The organism is Paenibacillus sp. G34 (assembly GCF_056856875.1).
Map to the genome: position 1 here is coordinate 2,858,786 of NZ_CM166469.1, position 16,845 is coordinate 2,875,630.

The window sequence follows — 16,845 nt, forward strand, 5'->3', positions numbered from 1 at the left end:
CAGTATATTATGATAGGAATTAACATTATATTTTTATTGTATAAATGTCAATGAGGATAATGATTTCAAAAAATGATTTAAGGTTTATTCGGGGAATAAGTTATAAAAGTTTAAAAATTATCCTTTCAAACTGTTTTTTTGAAGGGAAGAAGAGTGGTATGACTTACAGGTATTTTGACTTCTCAATGCGTTAGGTTAAAATATAATTGTACTGTTCAATAAAAAAAGGAGCGGTGTTATGGTTCGGAAACGGGAGTTTAATACAGATCAGGCGCTTGATGCGGCTATGCATGTATTCTGGGTCAATGGCTTTGAGGCGACGTCACTAACGGATTTAACAACGGCAATGGGAATTCAACGGCCCAGCTTATATGCAGCTTTTGGAGATAAAAAGGAATTATTTGAACTTGTCCTTCGTAGATATACGACCTCCCATGCCGCACAGATTAGAGCAATGCTTGGTCAAGGAGAGTCCGTTAAAGAAGCTTTTTGTGCTGTTTTTGAGCGTATTGCAACAGAGGGGGGCACAGGTAATGCAAGTCACGGGTGTTTCTGTATTAACACGATGGTTGAACTGGCTCCTCATGATCCCAAATTTGCCGTGTTATCACGAGAGCATCAGATGTATTTAGCCGTTATTTTCAGAGAGGCACTCGAAAAAGGACAACAAAGTGGAGAAATAAGAGGAGATTTAAATGCTGGACTTGTGGCACAATCTCTGCTTGTTTCTATGATAGGAATAACGGTGCTAATGAAGTCGGGACCGGAACGTTCATTTATTGAGCAAAGTATCCAGGCAGCGCTAGCTGTGTTGCGATAGCGCTCTCTATGTTTTCACTGAAATAAGGATTTCACGAAGGATCAACGGAATTTCGGGAGAACGGAGGGAACCGCTGATGATTGAGGTAACCACAGTAACCATCATACAAGCTCCGATTGAACGTTGCTTTGATCTGGCGCGTGACATTGACATACATACAAAGACGGTGTGGAAGCACACGCGAGAACGAGCCGTCGCAGGAGTAATCAGTGGCCCAATCGGATATGGTGATACGGTTACTTTTGAGGCCACGCATTTTGGGATTAAACAACGGTTGAAGTCACGTATCACACTTTATGAGCGACCTTCATTGTTTGTTGATCAGATGGAGAAGGGGGCGTTCAAAAGCATGCGGCACGAACATCATTTTAGCGTATGTGGAGAACGTGAGACTTGCATGAGAGATACTTTGTACTTTGAAGCTCCTCTCGGATTGCTGGGATGGGCCGTAGAGCGCCTTGTTCTAAAAAAATATATGCAGGCTTTCCTGGAAAGCCGTAATGCTAAATTGAAAGTTCTGCTCGAGCAGGAGGAAACATGACATAAACGAAGCGAGTATGCTTGGAGGTTAAGGAAGAATTTTTTACAATTTTTACAACCCCACCTTTGCTTGTAACGTATGTATTTGTAAGGGGGGAGTTACATGCAACTTATATTTAATCGAATCCAAATGGTAGCGTTTTTTTTATTTAGTGTTCTTCTGCTGGCAACAGGAAAGTTTAATATTTTGGAATACGTTCTCACCTGTGCTGTAACGGTCGCATTAATTGCAATAGGTGAGTCTCTATTTAGTGTAAACCATTCCCGATTAGATTTGTTTGTGAAGAAAATTCGAGCGTTTGGCAAGGTGATGGTCATCGCAGTCTTAACGGTTTTTCTAATTAAAGGCATTGTATTTCTATTCGCCTGAAATATGGAGCGACACCAGAATGAGAGACCCAACAAATGAATAATCTAATCAATAATCATGAAGAAAAGGTGCTATAACAGAGACGTAAAGAATCCCTGTTACAGCACCTTTTGCGATAATGATATATGGATTGGAGTGACATTCTATCTATGCAACATTGAAGTGTCCACGTATCCATATTAATTTAGTGTCCTCGTATCTAAGTAAACAAGTGTTCTCGTATCAATGGAACATGATGTGACTTCGTAATCATGGTGTGCCATATCACACATCTAGTGTGATGAGGAACGAAGCATGGCTACGCTGGACCCGCGGACAATCAAGCGAGGTTCAAACTGGATATGCTCATAATCCGATGTGTTCATCTCACGAATTCGTTTAAGCAACAGTTCCGTAGCGAGCCGAGCAACTTCCTCTCCCATAATGGATACGGAACTGATCTGGGGCGATGATACGGTTGTCCATTGATTGTTATCAATGCCTACTACAGCAACATCCTCAGGCACTCGTACACCCAATTCTTTAAAGCGGTTTACAAGTCCAATCGCAACCATATCGTTGATCGCATAGACCGCATCCGGCATATGGGTCAAGCCGTAGAAATAGTCTGCTGCACTTGCCCCCGTACTAAGTGAGAAATCCTCGCCGAAGTAGACAAGGGAGATATCCACATGACCGACAGCCTGCTCATAAGCACGATAACGATCCTCGATAATGTCTTTAGGGGCTCCGGCATAAGCAATCCGGGTCCGGCCAATTTTGAACAGGTGATCCATGACGAGCTTTCCTTCAAGCTGTGATAAAGAAACAATGTCTGCCTTGATGTCCGGCTCAAGTTTTTTTCCATAATTAATGATCGAGATCGGAAGAGGAGCCTTGTCGATCAGTCCAGGTAGTGTTTTGGGATAAGCAAGCGGCATGAAAATAAGGCCGTCGACGTGTAACTTTTTAACATTACGTATCGTTTCAAGCTCTGTTCTGGCATTGCCTGCTGTGTTAATCTGCACAACATGGTATCCATGCTGTTTTGCCGTCTGTTCAACAGACCAAGAGATTTCGGGAATGATGGCATTGCGAATGTCCGGAACGACGAGTGCAATCTGGTGCGTTTGACGTATTTTGAGACTCTGTGCCGATGTGTTAGGCACAAAACCTAGCTCCTCAATCGCGTGCATGACCTTATCCCGCGTTGCACTGCTGATTCCATCTGAGTTGTTAATAGCCCGCGATACGGTTGCGATTCCGACCCCAGCGCGTTCAGCAACATCCTTAATGGTGATTTTTTGTTCTTTACTCACTTTATAATTGACCTCACTTCATCGGAAACGATTCCGTATTTTCGGTTTATGTATGTTAGGCAAGGTATGTAGATAACTTGATTATACCATTGGAGCAGTCCAGTAGCCCGTCAACTATCAGAAAACAATGTAATTTTATGCATCTTTATGTTTATTTTTCTAATAAATCATTAAGGATGAAGGGAATCTGATAAGAAAAGGGTTAATTTTTCTCCAATTCAGAACAAATTATTAAATTAATCGACGGGTTTGCACACGAAATCGACATATTTATGGATAGATTTGTTTGACAGTGTATCTCAAATGTGACATATTTAATTTACGGAAACGTTTCCGAAATTATACGAATTAATCATTTGGGAGATGAATGAAATGAAAGCATTGCGATGGCATGGTGTCAAAGATCTTCGACTGGAACATATTGCTGAACCGCAGCCTCAACAAGGGAAAGTGAAAATAAAAGTGGAATGGTGCGGGATCTGCGGCAGCGATCTGCACGAATATACAGCCGGGCCTATCTTTATTCCCGCTCAACTACCACATCCCTTAACAGGGGAGAAAGCACCTGTTGTTATGGGGCATGAATTTTCCGGTCAGGTGGTTGAAGTTGGTGAAGGCGTGACTCGTTTTCAGGCTGGTGACCGTGTAGTTGTAGAGCCAATTTATGCATGCGGTCATTGTGAAGCTTGTAAACAGGGCAGATACAATCTGTGTGATAAGATGGGATTTTTGGGTCTGGCCGGAGGCGGAGGCGGTTTCTCGGAATACGTTACAGCAGATGAGAACATGGTTCATGCTATTCCAGATTCAATTTCCTACGAACAGGGTGCGCTGGTTGAACCTTCTGCAGTAGCACTTCATGCTGTGCGCCAGAGTAAACTTAACGTTGGCGACACTGCGGCAGTATTTGGGGCAGGGCCAATTGGGTTGCTCGTGATTGAAGCGCTAAAGGCATCGGGAGCATCCGATATTTATGTTGTGGAGCTGTCAGCGGAGCGTAAAGCAAAAGCAGCAGAGCTGGGTGCAATTGTGATTGACCCTACGGAAGTGGACGTGGTTGAGGAGATTCACCAGCGCACGCAAGGTGGAGTGAATGTAGCCTACGAAGTAACGGGTGTCCCGCGTGTGTTGCAACAAGCCATTGACTCCACACGTATTGGTGGCGAACTGATGATTGTAAGTATTTTTGAACAAGAAGCCCCGATTCAGCCCAACTCTATAGTGATGAAAGAACGAACAGTGAACGGGATTATTGGTTATCGCGATGTGTTTCCGGCTGTCATTCGCTTAATGGAAAAAGGTTTTTTTCCGGCGGAGAAGCTCGTTACCAAACGAATTGTACTGGATGACGTTGTAGAACACGGCTTTGAAGCATTGCTTCAAGAAAAAAATCAGGTGAAAATTTTGGTTAAAGCAGAATAACCCCCAAATCCCATAGTAGACATCATATCTTCGGATGTGAGAGTCTACTTTTTTTTGCTGAAAAGGGCGAAATTTGTTGCAGTGTTAGCACCTTTTACATACTATAAAAAGATACAATTTGTATCTTTTTTGAATTTTTGAAAGTGATCAAGTTGAAGGAGGAAGCGGACATGCAAAGAAAAGCTACATGGACAGCGATCGTACTGGCTCTTGTCGCCGGCGCAGGTTGGATGCTAATGGGGAACTCCAAGCCAAAGACGAATACACCAGCTACAAGACCGGTGGCAACAGAGCGAGGAGATGTTCAGGTGTCAAATGCACCGATTCAATCGGTTGACGTGACAAGCAAGCTTGAATTGCTCGGAAGACCCTTTAATAAAGCGCCGTACGCCAATAACATCTGGGACATGCAGCTTTACAATGGAAAAATATACCTGGGTCATGGTAATAGCAGTAATGCGGGACCTGCACAAAATGCTGGACCTATACCCGTCGTATATTATGATGCAGCGAATGCCAAGTTTGAGACACAGGCGGTGACGAACAGCAACCCAAGCATTATACCTTCGACGAAAATGTACGTGGATGAAGAGCAGATTGATCTCTATAAAGTATTGAACGGAAAACTGTATATCCCTGGCCATGACTCTCATGGCGAGAGCTGGGATTGGGGCAATTTCTATCGCCTGGATGGAGAGGTGTGGACCAAATATCGTAATTTGCCAAAAGGTGTGCATGTTTATGATCTTGCATATTATAAAGGTAAGATGTTCGCAGCACTTGGTACGGAAACCAAACCAACGGTATTAATCTCGCATAATGAAGGACAAAGCTGGCAGCAATTTGCTACCATTAATTCGCTTGGCAACAGAGCATATACTCTGTTCGAAATCAATGGAAAATTATATGCCTCTGCGATGATGTATCCTGCCAATAAAATATGGAATGACAAGACAAATATTTTGGAGATTAATGATCGTTTGGAAAAAAGAGATGTGGTCATTTACGGCAATAAAATGTTACCGGGGTTAACCTATCAGCAAGGCACGGTTCCTTATAATAAAATCGGTAAAAATATTAATTTTAACAACAAGCTGGTGTATATTGCTGGCGGTGTGTTTAATGACAGTCAATTGCTGCCCAAATCATTAAATGTGATGACAGATATCAATCAGGCTAGGCGTGTCGATCTACCTGATTCGAATGCATTGCCCACAGATTTGCTGGTGCGTAATGATAGAGTGTACGTGTTAACGTATACCCGCAAACAGAGCAATCTTTACTTGAACAGGGTCTATCAATCAAGTGATTTGACAACCTGGAGTGAAATTTTGCGATTTACGCAGGATACCTACGCCAAGTCATTTGAAGAGCATGATGGTGATTTTTATTTTGGCTTGGGTACGGATCCCGATGTCGGGTCAACTTCTTCTGGTAAACTGCTGCGAGCGAAACGAGATGATATTCCTGTAAATTCGAATTAAGAATAAGGAAGATTATGGATTATATATTATGCTGCATCTACATTGTTGGTGACCGGGAAAGGCGATCTTCATGTATATTTACGCAGTATCATCAGCAGCACCCGACATCAATGGACAGCGGCTCTTAATGGCTGTTCTTTTTTTTGTATTAGCTTCATGTGAGAAATTTGTTTGAAAATAAAAATAAGAATCTATAAAATGGATAAAGAGAAATTATTTATGACAGTCCACAGTCGTATGACCACTGCTTGATGTTTCGAAGCATGTCACAACTCAAGGTAAGTGCAAGATGTATACTTTCCATTGCAAAGGAGACTAAATCATGAACGTACCTTCATCTTTATTTAAACCGTTCACGTCCGACAAGCTTACCTTGCCAAGCCGAATTGTTATGGCGCCTATGACACGTGGATTCTCGCCGAACGGAGTGCCGGGGCCTGATGTCGCTGACTATTACCGCCGCAGAGCTGCTGGCGGCGTGGGACTTATTATTACAGAAGGCACAGGCATTAATCATCCGTCCTCAGTTAGCGGTGAAAAGATTCCGCTCTTCTATGGTGAGGAAGCGTTGCAAGGATGGGCGAATGTAGTCAAGGCTGTCCACGACGTCGGCGGGAAAATCATGCCTCAGCTCTGGCATGTCGGCACTGCCCGGCGTTCAGGAGATCTGCCTAATGCAGAAGCTCAACCGGTGAGTCCTTCAGGGATCAGTATGGCTGGCGAAGCAGCGTACGAACCTTTAACTGAAGTAGAGATTCAAGAGCTTGTCCAGGCATACGCTCAGGCGGCAGCTGATGCGAAACGAATCGGATTTGATGGTATTGAGTTGCACGGAGCGCATGGCTATTTGATCGACCAATTTTTCTGGGCGCAGACCAATCGCAGGTCTGACAAGTATGGTGGAGACCCGGTAAGCCGAACACAGTTCGCAGTCGAAGTGATCGAAGCTTGTCGTGCTGCAGTGGGACCTGATTTTCCGATTATTCTTCGCTTCTCACAATGGAAAATGGGTAGTTACGAGGCAAGGCTGGTCGAATCCCCTGAAGAGCTGAAACAGTTTCTGCAGCCGCTTAGTGCAGCTGGCGTAGACCTTTTTCACTGTTCTACACGGCGCTTCTGGCTACCGGAATTCGAAGGTTCGGATCTCAATCTTGCTGGCTGGACCCAACAAATAACAGGCAAACCGGCAATCTCGGTTGGTTCGGTAGGTTTAGAGGCAGAGTTTGTCGAGCGTGGAAGTGAAAAACAAGAAACAGGAGACGCTCATCTTGACTTACTGAACGACAAGTTGGAGCGAGGGGAATTTGATCTAATTGCTCTCGGACGTGTACTTTTGAGTGATCCAGAATGGCCACTCAAAGTGCAGGAGGGACGTAATGCCGATATCATTCCTTTTACAAGCGAAGTATTATCCAAATTATACTAGACAAATTCAACGTATGAAAAATTCATAATAGTTCTGAATAAGTCTATTAACATCCATAACAATGAAATGAAAAACAAATAAAGGTCAAAATGAAAGCCGCCGCGAGGCGGTTTTTTATTGATGAAATAACAACCATCATTGGAAATAACGATCTTCAAACCATTATTTTCGCAATAACGATCTTCATGATGTTTTCCAATCCTGTGAAACAATCCTCTTAAATAAATATTTCATCATATGAAAAATTCACAATAGAAAACCGCTCGAATTCCGCAGTTACCTTGCATAACCTCGATTTTTTATCGCCCGCTCTCTGTAAAAAGTCTACATATTCCATATTTTAATGCTAAAAGAAAGAACTTTTTTTACATGCAAGTCTCATTTTGAAAATCCCTCACCATATGGTAAGGTTAGGCCTAAACAAGCCTCAACAATCCCATAACGGACAAGACATAAGAAGGAGGATGAGCATCCTTGAACAAGAATAGAAAACCTGGCTCGAAACGGCGAAAACAATTAATACAGATGTTGTCTCTGCTTGCGGTGACCATCTTGTTATTAGCGGCATGTGGACAGGCACCAAAGCCCTCTACCGCAACTGGCAATAGTAGTGGGTCAGCCACTAGTTCGGACAATAACAATAAGCCTTCCAGCAATAATGGGGGTTCATCGCAAGATGAAGTGCAAGAAGAGCCCCAAGAAGAGCCTCAGGATGAAACGCAAGAGGAGAATGACCCGATCAAAGAACAGCTTCAACAACTAACACTCGAAGAAAAAGTAGGCCAGATGATTCTGGCTGGTGTACAGGGAACAACGTTAGATAAAGAAGCAAAACAGATGATTGCGGGCCAAAAGGTCGGGGGCATTATTTTCTATGCCAACAACGTAACAACGCTTCAGGGAACGGCTGCTTTTGTGAAATCGATCAAACAGGCGAATCAGCAAAACCCGGTTCCCATCCTGATGAGTGTCGATCAAGAAGGTGGCAAGGTGAGCCGCATGCCAGACGCGGTCGAGTCCATTCCTTCCAGTCGGAAAGTAGGCAAAACGAACGACACTGCGCTTGCCGAGCAGATGGGCGTATTGCTGGCCAGACAGATCAAACTTGCCGGTTTTAATGTTGATTTTGCTCCAGTGCTCGATATTAACAGTAATCCGAAAAATCCGGTCATTGGGGATCGATCCTTCGGCACTACGGCTGACCTTGTTACACGTATGGGGATCGCCGAGATGAAAGGACTGCGTAGTGAAGGCGTTATTCCGGTGGTCAAACATTTTCCTGGTCACGGCGATACTTCTGTGGACTCTCACCTGGACTTGCCTGTAGTAAAAAAATCGGAAAAGCAGCTTGCGGAGCTAGAGTGGATTCCGTTCCAGGCTGCTGTGAAAGAACAGGCCGAGGCAGTCATGGTTGCCCATATTTTGTTTCCCAAGCTGGACCCAAGTTATCCGGCTTCCCTTTCGAAAGTGATCATCGGGGATCATCTGCGCGGTAAGTTTAAGTATGACGGTGTGGTGATCACAGATGATTTAAGCATGGGAGCCATCTCGAAGAACTATCCGTTAAACGAAGCTACTGTCGCTACCGTTCAGGCCGGAAGTGATATTTTGCTGGTGGCTCATAGTTATGAGAGTGCAAAAACGATTTTTGATACCTTAATTCATGCAGTGAAATCAGGCAAAATCAAGGAATCCCGTATTGATGAAAGTGTGTATCGTATTCTGGCGTTAAAGCAGCATTACAAGTTATCGGACGAGCAACAGGCCACAGGAGATGTGAAGCAGTTAAACGCAGATATTCGGAGCTGGCGCAAGCAAGTCGATGCCCGCTGATCTATCCTGTGTTATGATTTGGCTATGAATTGAAACAAGTATGCCATCATCACAGGTTAGAGGAGAGAGCTTTTTCATGTATACCATTATGATTATCGAAGATGATCCCAAAATTGCGGGACTATTGAAATCACATATCGAGCGTTATGGTGACCGTGCTGTATTGGTCGAAGATTTTGAGCAGGTGACGGAACAGTTCAAGCAGATTCAACCTCATGTTGTATTGTTGGATATTAACTTGCCGAGCTACGATGGGTTCTACTGGTGCAGACAGATTCGTACGATATCGACATGTCCCATTTTGTTTATTTCCGCAAGGAGCGGAAAGATGGATCAAGTTATGGCTTTGGAGAACGGAGCCGATGATTATATCACCAAACCGTTTGAACACGAGATTGTTATGGCCAAAATACGTAGCCAGCTCCGCAGGGTATATGGGGACTATGCTGCCCGTGATGAAGAACGCAAAGTGGAGCTGAACGGACTCGTAGTTTACTTGGAAAGGTTGGAGATTGAACTCGGTGATCTAAAAGTACAGCTCACTAAGAAAGAAACAATCTTACTCGAAACACTGATGCGTCGTAGTCCAAAGTTGGTCAGTCGGGAAACCATTTTGGAAAAGCTCTGGGATGATTCGTTTGTAGATGACAATACGCTAAGTGTGAACATTACACGTGTACGTAAACGCCTTGCCGAGTTAGGCATTACGGATGCACTAGAAACGGTGAGAGGCTCTGGCTACAGGCTAATTAATAACTGGAGAGCGGTATCACAGTTATGAAGCTGCTTATTCGTGAACATCTCGCTCTGACGTGCTGGGTGATAGCGATGATGCTGACCGTGGTGGCGGTGTTCTGGTACGATGGATACAATCATTGGAAAACGGCTCTATACGCTGTAGGATTAGGTTTGTTCCTGTATGCCAGCTATCTGGTGTATCGTTACATGTCCCATCGTGCCTTTTACAGTCGTATGACACGACCAGTGAATTCGCTGAATGAATTGGTAGCGCTCCATGAAGCTGCACCGCTGTCAACCTCCTTGGAAAAGCTGCTGGATTCGCAATATGCGCAGTATCACGCGCACCTAAGCCGGCTTGAGCAAAAACAACAGGAATACCTTACGTTTATAAACCAGTGGGTACATCAGATGAAGACACCGTTATCTGTTATTGAGCTGACTGTGGAGGAGCAGGAGGACGATGATGCTCGTTTTCGCAGTATTCGTGAGGAAGCAGATCAGATGCGCCGGGGATTGGAGACGGTTCTGTATGTCGCAAGGTTGGATACCTTTGAGCAGGACTTCAGCGTTGAACCGGTTGAACTGCGAGCGGTAGGAGAAGAAGCGATTCATGAGCTGAAACGATTTTTCATTCGGAACCATGTCTATCCTGAAATGCAAATCGATGATTCACTGGTCGTGCAGTCTGATGTAAAGTGGATTCGATTTGTACTGGTACAGCTTTTATCCAATGCGATCAAATATGCAGTAGGCAGCGGACAGAAAGTGCATCTTCGCGCCTATGAAGCGGAGCGCCAAGTTATACTGGAAGTTCAGGATCATGGGATCGGCATACCCAAGTCAGACCTGAACCGGGTGTTTAGACCTTTTTTTACCGGGGAAAATGGCAGGCATTTCAAGGAATCTACAGGTATGGGCCTGTATATTGCGAAAGAAGTGCTCACACGCATGAATCATCAGATTGAGCTTGAATCAGTGTATGGGGAAGGAACCACCGTGCGAATTACTTTTTCGGTTTGAAAGATAAGGTCGTGAAAGAAACCTGAAATACAAAATAAGCTTGGAAACAAGTTTAAATCAAAATATAAGTTATAACGACGCCTTTTGCCGTGCTGTGAGGAAGGCGTCTTTTTTTTGCAGTTTTCAGAGTCTAGCTGAACCTTACAATATTGTCATGTTGGTGAAAGGTTAACCCATAGGAGAATGAGTGGAGTTTCGGGTAGACTGATATCAGAAGTTAGCCTGGATGAAAAGTTAAAATACAAATGAAGCGATGAAGGAGTTGTACGTATGGAGATATGCTCTGTCAAACAGATCAGCAAAATTTATAAAGGTGTTGTTTCATACGAGGCCTTGTCAGGCATTGACCTTAGTATTCAAGAAGGAGAGTTTGTGGGTATCATGGGGCCATCCGGCAGTGGCAAAACAACGCTGCTCAACATGATCTCAACGATTGATCATCCCACATCAGGGGAGTTGCAAATCGCAGGTCAGAACCCCTTTGAGCTGGATTCGGATAAGCTGGCTTTATTCCGGCGTAGAGAATTGGGATTTGTGTTTCAATCGTTCAATCTGCTTAATACGTTGACGGTCAAAGAAAATATCGTACTTCCATTAACGCTGGATGGTGTTTCCGTGCAGGAGATGAATGCACGAGTAGCGGAACTGGCAAGCAAACTTGGCATTGAAGGGATTTTGAACAAACGCACGTATGAAATTTCGGGCGGGCAGGCGCAGCGGACAGCGATCGCCCGAGCCTTAATCCATTCTCCCAAATTGATTCTGGCGGATGAGCCGACAGGTAATCTGGACTCCAAGGCAGCAAAGGATGTGATGGAGATTCTCGAACAGCGCAATCGAGAGGATCAGGCAACAATGTTGCTTGTCACCCACGATGCGGTTGCAGCTAGTTACTGTAGCCGAGTGGTCTTCATTAAGGATGGTCAGTTATATAACGAAATTCATTACGGTGATAATCGGGCGGCCTTCTATCAAAAGATTATAAATGTATTATCCCTGATGGGAGGCTCTGGACATGAATTTTCGCCAGTTCGCCATTAATAACGTAGTTCGAAACAAACGGATTTATTTAGCTCATTTTCTAAGCAGTACGTTCTCGGTTATGATCTTTTTTATCTATGCGTTGCTGCTGTTTCATCCGGATTTACAAGATGGTTTGAAAGGTTCATCACAAACGGTGACGGTACTTGCTAACCAGGGTCTGATGATCGCCGAAATCATTATTTTCATATTTTCCTTCCTGTTTTTGCTGTATTCGGTCGGTTCATTTTTGAAGACTCGGAAGAAGGAATTTGGTATCTTTCTGATCATTGGCATGACTCGCAAGCAGATGAACCGACTTTTGTTTATGGAAAATATGTGTATCGGCATAGCTTCCATTGTGGCGGGGATCGGACTTGGACTGATCTTCGGTAAATTAGTTTTGCTCATTTGCGGTTCCATGCTTGCGGTGGAGAACAGTCTGAGATTTTATTTTCCACTCAAAGGAATTCTCTTAACAGCTGGAGCATTTCTGTTGCTCTTTGTGGTTATTGCTCTATCTTCGTCATTATTGATCCGTAAGGGAACGCTGATTGATCTCGTGAAATCGGAGGAGAAACCGAAGCCTGAACCTAAAGCATCACGTATGCTTGCGCTGCTCTCGGTTGTATTGATTGGTGGAGGATATACCGGCGTATTTATCTTTGCGTGGGGGGTGCTTTTATTCCCGTTACTGTTTGGCAGTGTGCTCAGTGTCATTGCAGGCACATATCTATTGTTTACGCAGCTTAGTGTCTATATCATCCGGGCACTGAAAAAGAATGAAGGGTTATTTTTACGCAAAACCAATCTACTCTTCCTGTCCGAGCTCACCTATCGTATGAAAGATAATGCCGTGATGTTTTTTATGGTCAGTGTTATCTCTGCTTCCGCGTTTACAGGCATTGGCAGCATGCTGACTATAGGTGATCCAAGGCTGTCTTCCATGACGAATCCATATGCTTTTACCTATACGAATTCAGGCTTTACGGATGCTGCGGTTGTTGATCGTCAGATGCGAAAAATTGAAGAGACGCTGGTTAATCATGAAGTTCCATATGTAAAAGGTAGTTATCAGCCTCTGTATGAGAACAATAACAACTACATCGTAAAACTGAGTTCATATAACCGTCTTGCCAAAGCGCTTGGTTATGAAGAACGGGTGTTGGATCGCAATGATCTGGCGTTTAATACAGCACCTAATATTACTGCACGCAATAAACTGTTAGATACGAAAGAGGATAGTTACCCATACTCTGCTGACTTGTATATTGGTGAACAGCAGCATTTGCAAATGCAGATGTTGCCACCGGCAACCGACATCGTGATTCCGATGGAAGGTGAGGCTGGCATCTACATTGTTTCTGATGACTTGTATTCCAAGATTCGAGAAGCATACATTGCAGAGATTAAGATGGATGTTGACTTTTACTCCGATCAGACGACGTTTTTTGTGGTAAAAGACTGGATGGCTACGCGCAGTTTTGCTCCGGAATTGCTGGATGCGATTGAGAAAGACCGTCCGGAGAAGGGGTATGTTCAGTTCACTTCTCTTGTCGTAGACTGGCTGAATAATAAACAAACCAATGGCATTATTCTCATCGTAAGTGGATTGATCGGTATTGTGTTCTTCACCTTTGCGGCAAGCTTCACCTATTTCAGGCTGTATGCAGATCTGGAGCGAGATGAGGCACAATATCGCATGATTGGGAAAATGGGACTCAGCCGCCCGGAACTTCGCAAAATCGTAACAAGACAACTCGTGCTGATGTTTTTCCTACCGCTTCTGGTGGCCTTGATTCACAGCTCGGTGGCATTTGCGGCACTCTATCAGCTGGTTCAGTTTTCTGTTCTGGAACACAGCCTTCAAATCTTCATGGTATTTGTCACGATGCAGGTTGTATTCTTTGCACTGGTGCGCTGGCGTTATCTGCGTCATATGTATTCGAAGCTGGTGTAAATTAGCAGTACAACTTATACATTTCACTACGTTTTATCAGCCTTGGCCGGGAGGTCAGGGCTTTTATTTTTTTAGGTTACTGTCAAAATCAGATCATTTCTCCGATTCAGTATTGCACGATCCTTAATTTTGGTTAATATCTAATTATTATCACAGTGTATATGATTGTGAAAATATTGCGGTTCGAATCTATCAGATGTTCTTGAATGAGAAGTGACAGAATGTTTAGCAGCTTTTGCTGACCTGCTCAGAGAGCAGAAATGTAACTGTTCGCAAACCATGGTAGAATAGAAGGGGTAACAGCCATACTTAGAACATCAAAAAAAGATCATAAGGAGAGGAACTTATGTCTGAAATGATTGAAAAAATTGAAAACATTGCACCCGAAGCGGAATATATCGCACCTCCAGCGGTTCCCTTAGGAACCGTCCATATTTCCAATGATGTTGTGTCTAAAATTGTAGGCATGGCTGCACAAACCACACCAGGTGTGTCGTCCATGTCTGTCGGGTTGACGGAAGGTCTTGCCAAAAGTATCAGCGGCAAAAGTCTGCAAAAAGGAATAGACGTTCATATTCAAAATGATGAAGCATCGATTCAACTGCGTATTAATGTGCAGTATGGCCGTAAGATGCACGAGGTCTGCCAGGAACTGCAACACAACGTACAGCAAGCGGTAGAGCAGATGGCAGGCGTAATCGTGAAAGAAGTTAAAGTGCAAGTTGTTGGGATTGCCATGCCTGAAAACGTATAAGGCTATTTTAATGCAGGTAGCGTCATTCCTTTAGAGGGTTTCAGTGCAAGCACTCATTCATGTTTCATTAATAAGCAGCACCTTGGTGTAGAACGTTACACCGAAGGTGCTGTTTTTTGTTTGCGATAATAAGTTGGGGCTTCGCCCATCACTTTTTTGAACATTTTAGAGAACAGAAGCTGATCATTATAACCGACAGAACGGGCGATATCACCGATGCTCAGGCTAAGATCGAGTGCTAGTTCGGCTGCTCTGCGCATACGATAATGGACAAGGTAGGATTGGATGCTGCTCCCGATCTGATCTTTGAAGAGTGAGCACAGATAACTTCGCTGCAAGCCGATATGAGAAGCAATGGATTGTACCGTAATGGCGTTGGCATAGTTCATTTCAATAAAATCGATCACCTGTGTCACATAAGTTTCTTTGCCAAAATCGGCGGTAGGCTGTAAGTTCTCGTCATGGGCATGATCAATTAGAATCGCAAAAAACTGATATAGCCATCCTGTCATGCTAATCTCCCAGCCTTTGTGTGTTGTACGAGAATGAATAATTCGGTGCAGACAGGAGCGCATCTCATCATCTTCATCCCCGAGATCAAAGATGGGGTGTTGCTCGGATAAACAGGCTTGTTGTAGAAAGGAAGAGCTTTGCGAGCCTTGAAACGCCACCCAGCTATACTCCCATGGATCATCCAGATCGGCTTTATAATGCACCACGGAGTGAGGCACGATGAGGAAGCCCTGGCCTTTGTGCAGATGATATGTCTTGCCGGAAACTTCAAACGTACCTTTGCCGTTCAGTACATAGTGAATTTTATAGTAGTCTCTCATCGCTGGGCCAAAATGGTGTCCGGGTGTACAAGCTTCCGTACCATAATGAAGAAGCTGCAGCTCCTGGAAATGACTGTTTTTGAACATATATGTAATCACAGCGTTCACTCCTGTTGTGAGGTGGTTGATTCTTGCATTTTAACATATTCAACGTAGTATTTGTCATTTGAAATGAAACAAATATGGATAGATACCGATCATTTTTCCATATCAATATAGTGATAATCCATATCGTTCTTGCTCCAAAATGACTAAGATAAAGGGGTGACAACGTCTTGAGCGACCAACCTTACAGAAAAGAGTGAATAACGATGCCTTATATTGCAAATGAACAACGATATGATGACATGAACTATGTGCGCTCTGGTAAATCAGGCATTAAACTGCCGCAGATTGCACTCGGATTATGGCAGAACTTTGGTGGCAATCGCACGCTGGATATTCAGGAAGAAATGATTTTACGTGCGTTCGATCTTGGAATTAACCATTTTGATCTTGCAAATAACTATGGACCGCCTCCGGGATCCGCTGAAGAGAATTTTGGTTTGATCTATCATAAACATCTGCGTCCTTACAGAGATGAACTGTTGATCTCCTCAAAGGCAGGATATCATATGTGGAGCGGCCCATACGGTGAGTGGGGTTCACGTAAAAACCTGATTGCGAGTCTCGACCAGAGCCTGCGCCGTATGGGACTGGACTATGTCGATATTTTCTATCATCATCGTCCAGATCCAGACACGCCGCTGGAAGAAACGATGACAGCGCTTGATCACATCGTAAGACAAGGGAAGGCACTTTATGTGGGCTTGTCCAACTATAATGCAGAGCAGACACAGGAAGCGGTGACCATTCTGCGTCGTCTCGGAACACCGTGTCTCGTTCATCAGCCGAACTACTCTATGTTAAATCGCTGGATTGAAGACGGATTGCAAGATGTGCTGGATGAGCAAGGTGTAGGTTCCATCGCCTTTTGCCCCCTTGGCCGCGGTCAGTTAACCAATAAATATGTGGACAAAATTAAAGCGGAACGCAGCAATCCAACCGGAACGTTGAAAAAAGAGTCATACACCGACGAACGCATTGCCAAATTCGAAGGACTGCAGGCAGTAGCAGAGCGAAGAGGACAGACAATCTCCCAGCTTGCACTCAATTGGGTGTTACGTGGTAACCGCGTTACTTCTGCATTAATTGGAGCTAGCCGAGTATCCCAGATTGAAGAGAATGTTGCTGCGCTCAAAGCTCCGGAACTCACAGCTGCGGAGCTGAGCGAGATCGAGTCCATTTTGGATGGCATCGGAAATTACCCTTGGTGAAAGAATTG

Annotated in this window: 15 protein-coding genes; 13 read left to right on the forward strand and 2 right to left on the reverse strand. The window is 44.1% G+C overall.

What is annotated here, in order from left to right:
- Nucleotides 1-238 precede the first annotated feature (238 nt).
- The 3 genes from AC1VYS_RS13140 (at nt 239) to AC1VYS_RS13150 (ending at nt 1,730) form a co-directional block, all read left to right on the forward strand.
- Nucleotides 239-820, forward strand: a complete 582-nt coding sequence (locus tag AC1VYS_RS13140) for a TetR/AcrR family transcriptional regulator (protein ID WP_482914612.1) — start codon at nt 239-241, stop codon at nt 818-820.
- A 76-nt stretch (nt 821-896) separates the two neighbouring features.
- The gene (locus AC1VYS_RS13145; RefSeq protein ID WP_482914613.1) at nt 897-1,361 is read left to right on the forward strand and encodes an SRPBCC family protein; all 465 of its coding nucleotides are present in this window, start codon (nt 897-899) and stop codon (nt 1,359-1,361) included.
- A gap of 102 nt (nt 1,362-1,463) precedes the next feature.
- Nucleotides 1,464-1,730 carry a hypothetical protein gene (locus AC1VYS_RS13150; RefSeq protein ID WP_482914614.1) on the forward strand — a complete coding sequence of 89 codons (267 nt, stop codon included), beginning with the start codon at nt 1,464-1,466 and terminating at the stop codon, nt 1,728-1,730.
- Nucleotides 1,731-2,002: 272 nt separating this feature from the next.
- Here AC1VYS_RS13150 and AC1VYS_RS13155 read toward each other — a convergent pair whose 3' ends face one another.
- Nucleotides 2,003-3,028 (reverse strand): LacI family DNA-binding transcriptional regulator, encoded by a 1,026-nt coding sequence (locus AC1VYS_RS13155; RefSeq protein WP_482914615.1) that lies wholly within the window; start codon nt 3,026-3,028, stop codon nt 2,003-2,005.
- A 372-nt stretch (nt 3,029-3,400) separates the two neighbouring features.
- Between AC1VYS_RS13155 and AC1VYS_RS13160 the strand changes: the two genes are divergently transcribed.
- The 9 genes from AC1VYS_RS13160 (at nt 3,401) to AC1VYS_RS13200 (ending at nt 14,688) form a co-directional block, all read left to right on the forward strand.
- Nucleotides 3,401-4,450, forward strand: coding sequence for a 2,3-butanediol dehydrogenase (locus AC1VYS_RS13160; protein ID WP_482914985.1), 1,050 nt, complete (start codon nt 3,401-3,403; stop codon nt 4,448-4,450).
- Nucleotides 4,451-4,620: 170 nt separating this feature from the next.
- A complete protein-coding gene (locus tag AC1VYS_RS13165) occupies nt 4,621-5,934 on the forward strand; it encodes a hypothetical protein (RefSeq protein ID WP_482914616.1) in 1,314 nt (437 codons plus the stop codon).
- Nucleotides 5,935-6,256: 322 nt separating this feature from the next.
- Complete coding sequence (locus AC1VYS_RS13170) at nt 6,257-7,360, forward strand: NADH:flavin oxidoreductase (RefSeq protein ID WP_482914617.1); 1,104 nt, start codon at nt 6,257-6,259, stop codon at nt 7,358-7,360.
- A gap of 474 nt (nt 7,361-7,834) precedes the next feature.
- On the forward strand, nt 7,835-9,193 hold the full coding sequence (gene nagZ / locus AC1VYS_RS13175) for a beta-N-acetylhexosaminidase (RefSeq protein ID WP_482914618.1): 1,359 nt from the start codon (nt 7,835-7,837) through the stop codon (nt 9,191-9,193).
- Between the two features lie 76 nt (nt 9,194-9,269).
- Nucleotides 9,270-9,974, forward strand: coding sequence for a response regulator (locus AC1VYS_RS13180; protein ID WP_482914619.1), 705 nt, complete (start codon nt 9,270-9,272; stop codon nt 9,972-9,974).
- A complete protein-coding gene (locus AC1VYS_RS13185; RefSeq protein WP_482914620.1) occupies nt 9,971-10,954 on the forward strand; it encodes a sensor histidine kinase in 984 nt (327 codons plus the stop codon). The genes AC1VYS_RS13180 and AC1VYS_RS13185 overlap by 4 nt, the downstream gene beginning before the upstream one ends.
- Nucleotides 10,955-11,224: 270 nt before the next feature.
- Nucleotides 11,225-11,995, forward strand: coding sequence for an ABC transporter ATP-binding protein (locus tag AC1VYS_RS13190; protein ID WP_482914621.1), 771 nt, complete (start codon nt 11,225-11,227; stop codon nt 11,993-11,995).
- Nucleotides 11,970-13,934 carry an FtsX-like permease family protein gene (locus AC1VYS_RS13195; protein WP_482914622.1) on the forward strand — a complete coding sequence of 655 codons (1,965 nt, stop codon included), beginning with the start codon at nt 11,970-11,972 and terminating at the stop codon, nt 13,932-13,934. The genes AC1VYS_RS13190 and AC1VYS_RS13195 overlap by 26 nt, the downstream gene beginning before the upstream one ends.
- Nucleotides 13,935-14,280: 346 nt before the next feature.
- Complete coding sequence (locus AC1VYS_RS13200) at nt 14,281-14,688, forward strand: Asp23/Gls24 family envelope stress response protein (protein WP_482914623.1); 408 nt, start codon at nt 14,281-14,283, stop codon at nt 14,686-14,688.
- 95 nt (nt 14,689-14,783) lie between these two features.
- Here the strand turns inward: AC1VYS_RS13200 and AC1VYS_RS13205 are convergent, their stop codons facing one another.
- Nucleotides 14,784-15,620, reverse strand: coding sequence for an AraC family transcriptional regulator (locus AC1VYS_RS13205; RefSeq protein WP_482914624.1), 837 nt, complete (start codon nt 15,618-15,620; stop codon nt 14,784-14,786).
- A 212-nt stretch (nt 15,621-15,832) separates the two neighbouring features.
- Here AC1VYS_RS13205 and AC1VYS_RS13210 point away from each other — a divergent pair, with 212 nt between their 5' ends.
- Entirely contained in the window at nt 15,833-16,837 is a 1,005-nt protein-coding gene (locus tag AC1VYS_RS13210) for an aldo/keto reductase (RefSeq protein WP_482914625.1), read from the forward strand.
- The last annotated feature ends 8 nt before the right edge of the window (nt 16,838-16,845 follow it).

What these genes read in the sequence shown, in the direction of transcription:
- AC1VYS_RS13140 (WP_482914612.1), top strand. Translation starts at nt 239, where the DNA reads ATGGTTCGGAAACGGGAGTTTAATACAGATCAGGCGCTTGATGCGGCT.
- AC1VYS_RS13145 (WP_482914613.1), top strand. Translation starts at nt 897, where the DNA reads ATGATTGAGGTAACCACAGTAACCATCATACAAGCTCCGATTGAACGT.
- AC1VYS_RS13150 (WP_482914614.1), top strand. Translation starts at nt 1,464, where the DNA reads ATGCAACTTATATTTAATCGAATCCAAATGGTAGCGTTTTTTTTATTT.
- AC1VYS_RS13160 (WP_482914985.1), top strand. Translation starts at nt 3,401, where the DNA reads ATGAAAGCATTGCGATGGCATGGTGTCAAAGATCTTCGACTGGAACAT.
- AC1VYS_RS13165 (WP_482914616.1), top strand. Translation starts at nt 4,621, where the DNA reads ATGCAAAGAAAAGCTACATGGACAGCGATCGTACTGGCTCTTGTCGCC.
- AC1VYS_RS13170 (WP_482914617.1), top strand. Translation starts at nt 6,257, where the DNA reads ATGAACGTACCTTCATCTTTATTTAAACCGTTCACGTCCGACAAGCTT.
- AC1VYS_RS13180 (WP_482914619.1), top strand. Translation starts at nt 9,270, where the DNA reads ATGTATACCATTATGATTATCGAAGATGATCCCAAAATTGCGGGACTA.
- AC1VYS_RS13185 (WP_482914620.1), top strand. Translation starts at nt 9,971, where the DNA reads ATGAAGCTGCTTATTCGTGAACATCTCGCTCTGACGTGCTGGGTGATA.
- AC1VYS_RS13190 (WP_482914621.1), top strand. Translation starts at nt 11,225, where the DNA reads ATGGAGATATGCTCTGTCAAACAGATCAGCAAAATTTATAAAGGTGTT.
- AC1VYS_RS13195 (WP_482914622.1), top strand. Translation starts at nt 11,970, where the DNA reads ATGAATTTTCGCCAGTTCGCCATTAATAACGTAGTTCGAAACAAACGG.
- AC1VYS_RS13200 (WP_482914623.1), top strand. Translation starts at nt 14,281, where the DNA reads ATGTCTGAAATGATTGAAAAAATTGAAAACATTGCACCCGAAGCGGAA.
- AC1VYS_RS13210 (WP_482914625.1), top strand. Translation starts at nt 15,833, where the DNA reads ATGCCTTATATTGCAAATGAACAACGATATGATGACATGAACTATGTG.